Here is a 3,959-nt window from a genome sequence, read left to right on the forward strand (position 1 = left end):
CGTCTACAGCGCCGCCCTCCTGTTCAGCCTCCAGGCCGCCGCCCAGGAGCCCCAGCCGCCCCAGCCTACGGAGGCCCCGGTGGCGGCTGCGGCCGAGCCAGCGGCAAGGCCCGCTTCGGCGAGTGACGCCAAGGTGCTGCCCCGCTTGGCCGTGCGTTGGGACTGCGGCGACTGCGAGCAGAACCCCAAGGTCGGCCCGCTGATCGAGCAGACCTACGAAGCGCAAGCGACGTCCAAGGGGTACAGCGTCGCCCCCGCCGAGAGTGCCGAGGTCGTCATCAAGGAATACCGCCAGCGTCCCCCGGCTGCACGCGTCATGCTGGGCATCTTTGCGGGCAAGGACAAGCTGGCCACCAAGCTGAGCTTTCGCGGCAAGGAATACGTCGCCAGCGACTATTCGGCCAATGCCTTCCAGGGCATGAACAGCCTGTGCGAATCCGTGGCGAAACAGGCGCTGGCTCAGGTGCTGTCGGCGATCAAGGAATGAGCGAGTTCCACTGACCGTGGTCTGCCACCTGATGCGACGGCCGCCCTCGGGCGGCCGTTTCCTTTGGTGGGTTTCCTGTCCCTGAAGCGGGCGACTCATGAAAAACGTCTCGCACGGGTTTTCCATGAAACCGCTTTCTCGCCTCTCCCAGGAGGATGCGACGCAAATTTGAAAGCGCTTTCAATGCGCTTTTGAATAGCGACCTGACCCCGGGAGCGGCTGCATGCCGGGGCGCGCAGTAGGTCTTCGCAGTCGAGACACCGGCCAGGGAAGGRCCATGCCGCCCCTCCCAGCGTTGGGACCCCGAACGATCCGCCGATCCCCACGACGAGCGGGCAAGGAGACAAAGGTGAATCTTGTTTTGCGTTGCTTGCGCCTGCTCGGCGTTTGCTGGTTGCTGGCTATCTCAGGTCTTTGCCTGCTCGGCACCACCTCGGCCCTGGCCCAGGACTACACACAGGGTGTCGAAGTCAGCGGCACGACAGCCACGATCTGGTTCAAGTCCAACATGTCGACCACCTGGGTCGACGCCCACTACACGGTCAACAACGGCCCGCAGCAGAACATCCGCATGACGGCCGCCAATGGCCGCCATGAGCAGAAGGTCACCGTCGCCACCGGCAACGTGATCGGCTACTGGTTCACCTACAACAACGGCACGCCGGCCTACGACACGCCCAAGTTCAGCTACACGGTGGGCACCAGCACGGCCACCGGCCCCGTCTGCTTCTACGCCGATGTGAACTACACCGGCGACAGCTTCTGCGCAAGCGCGGACTCGAGCTGGATAGGCGCTGCCTGGAACGACCGGGTTTCGTCCGTGAAGGTGCAGGCCGGCTACCAGGCCACGCTGTTCAACGACGTCAGCTACGGCGGCGGCTCGCTGGTGCTGACGGCCAACGAGCCCAATCTCGTCAACCGCGGCTTCAACGACCTGACCTCGTCCTACCGCGTCGGCACCAACACCAACACCGGCAGTTGGAACGGCCGCACCACCTTCAACATCGTCAACCAGACCGCCGGCCGCTGGCCCGATGACCAGGTCTATTGGGCCATCATCGGCAAGGACTGGGCGACAGGCAAGTTCGTGCGCGTGGATGCCGCGGGCAACTTCATCCCCATGGCAACAAGCGACAACGGCGCGCTGACCAAGGGCGGCCAGACGTACACCAACTACTTCCACAAGCTCAGCGCCACGCGCTCGATCACCATCCCGGCGCTGAACTCGGCCCGCATCCTGATGTCGGTGGGCTCGCCGATGTACATCAAGGTCGTCGTCGACGGCAACGGCAACATCGGCTATGCCGGCGCCAACATCGAGAACCCCACTGACCCCAACATCGACGTCTACTTCGATTTCGGCGAGATGGCCATCATCCCGCTGGGCCAGCCGGATCAGGGCATCTTCATCAACACGACGCGTGTCGATCACTTCGGCTTCCCGCTGAAGCTGCGCGTCCAGGGCCTGGGTGGCTACGACCAGACCGTGGGTGAAGCGCTGACCGAGACGCGTGACCAGCTCTTCAGCAAGTTCATCGCCGAAGTGCCGGCGCAGTTCAAGCCTCTCGCGCAGGCGCCGTACTCGCCGTACCGGATCATGGCCCCGGCCCACGGCACCTTCAAACCCGGCCAGGCCAACGCCAACTACCYGCAGCCCTACATCGACGCCGTCTGGGCCCGCTACCGCAACGAAGACCTCGTCTTCACGCTGCAGAACCTGGGCACCTTCCGCGGCCGTGTCAGCGGTGACCGCTTCACCTTCACCGGCGGCTCACCGGCCGGCACGTTCTACATCAACGGCAAGCCCGACACGGCCATGGTGCTGCTGGGCGCCGGCCTGCTGGCGGACGCCAGTGGCAACCCGACCAACACGGGCACGCAGTTGCAGCTGCAGGCCCAGATCTGCGCCGCGCTGAACCGCCACGTGATGGAGCAGCCGGCCAACTGGTACGTGCAGACCGCCCATTACCCAGCCGGCCAGCTGGGCAACTGGTACGCCAGGTTCTGGCACGACCACAGCATCAACAAGAAGGCCTACGGCTTTGCGTATGACGACGTGGGCGACTTCAGCCCGTCGTTGCACACGACGGCGCCGACGACGGTGACGTACACGATCGGCTGGTAAACCGGCCCTGCCGCCTGGCCGTCAACGCTTGGCGTTGATGCGCCAGGCCGGCAGTGTCCATCCCGTCCACAGGGCCAGGCCGCGCAGCAGCACCGCTGTGCCGGCCGCTGCGCTGATGACGGCCCACTGCGGCGCGTCCAGCCGCACGGCCGCGACGAGCACCCAGCCGCCGACAAAGCTGCACAGCGCATAGGGCCGGTGGTCGTGGAACGCGGCGGGGATCTCGTTGCAGACGATGTCGCGCAGCACGCCGCCGAAGACGGCGGTGATGACGCCCATCAGCACGGCCACGATGGCCGGCATGCCTGCGTCCAGCGCCACCAGCGTGCCGTTGGCGGTGAACAGGCCCAGCCCCAGTGCATCGGGCCACTGGATGGCCTTCTCCGTCAGCGCCAGGTGGCGCCGGCGCAGGAAGAGCATGGCGGCGAAGGACAGAGCCATCAGCGCCCACAGCCAGTCCGCATGATCGACCCAGAAGAAGGGCCGACGGTCCAGCAGCACATCGCGCAGCGTGCCGCCGCCAAAGGCCGACAGGCCCGCGACGATGCACAGGCCGACGACGTCGAGATGCTTGCGCGCGCCGGCCAGCAGGCCGGACAACGCGAAGGCCAGGGTGGCCGTGATCTCGACGACGGACTGGATCGTCGAGAAGTTGATGATGGGCGGCTTGATCACCCCAGCGTCATCTTCCACCGGGGTTGCTTGCGGGCCGAGCGCCGGGCCGCTCCCTAGCCGGCCCGCCCAGGCGATGTGCTTGCCGGTCGAACCGGCAAGCATCGCCGTCCCCTCGGGGGACCGGCCAAGGTATTCCTTGGACGAGGGGCTTCACTTCACTGTGGCCCATTTGGCTTGCGGGGCATCGTTGGCCGAATGCGGAATGGTCAGACCGGCCTTCATCGCCCAGGGGCGCACCTGGTGGTGGATGGGGATGAAGAGGAACTCGTCGCGCGTGCGCTTCAAGGCTTCGTGCATCAGCGCCAGGCGCTTGGGCACGTCGGTCTCGACCTTCATCTGCTGCACCAGCGCGTCGACCTTGGCGTCGCTGACCTTGGAGAAATTTCCCTTGCCATCGGCGCCGCCGGTCTTGGTGTGGACGATGTCCTGCAGCGTGTACTGCGCATCAAACGTGGTCACGCCCCAGCCATACATGTACAGCGGCAGCTCGTAGCGCTGCATGGCGGCCGAGTGCTGGGTCATGGGCTGCGTCGACAGCTTGGCCTTCACGCCGATGCGCGTCCACATCGACACCACCGCCTGGCAGATCTCCTCGTCATTGACGTAGCGGTCGTTGGGGCAGGCCAGCGGCACCTCGAAGCCGTCCGGGTAGCCGGCCTCCGTCATCAACTG

Annotated in this window: 4 protein-coding genes; 2 read left to right on the top strand and 2 right to left on the bottom strand. The window is 65.9% G+C overall.

What is annotated here, in order from left to right; translation table 11 throughout:
- The coding region (locus AC1DU6_RS22610; RefSeq protein ID WP_477859752.1) for a hypothetical protein at positions 1 to 487 on the top strand (487 nt) is incomplete at its 5' end.
- A gap of 349 nt (positions 488 to 836) precedes the next feature.
- Positions 837 to 2,612 (top strand): beta-1,3-glucanase family protein, encoded by a 1,776-nt coding sequence (locus AC1DU6_RS22615; RefSeq protein WP_477859753.1) that lies wholly within the window; start codon positions 837 to 839, stop codon positions 2,610 to 2,612.
- Positions 2,613 to 2,633: 21 nt separating this feature from the next.
- Here AC1DU6_RS22615 and AC1DU6_RS22620 read toward each other — a convergent pair whose 3' ends face one another.
- Both AC1DU6_RS22620 and AC1DU6_RS22625 read right to left on the bottom strand, forming a co-directional pair.
- On the bottom strand, positions 2,634 to 3,389 hold the full coding sequence (locus tag AC1DU6_RS22620) for a trimeric intracellular cation channel family protein (RefSeq protein ID WP_457324772.1): 756 nt from the start codon (positions 3,387 to 3,389) through the stop codon (positions 2,634 to 2,636).
- Positions 3,390 to 3,437: 48 nt separating this feature from the next.
- Positions 3,438 to 3,959, bottom strand: a 522-nt coding sequence (locus AC1DU6_RS22625) for an ABC transporter substrate-binding protein (RefSeq protein ID WP_477859756.1), incomplete at its 5' end; no start/stop codon positions are given.

The sequence above is a fragment of the Roseateles sp. P5_B10 genome (assembly GCF_056400485.1).

Bases quoted from the DNA above. Each gene is read 5' to 3' on its own strand.
- AC1DU6_RS22620 (WP_457324772.1), bottom strand. From the start codon at position 3,389: ATGCTTGCCGGTTCGACCGGCAAGCACATCGCCTGGGCGGGCCGGCTA.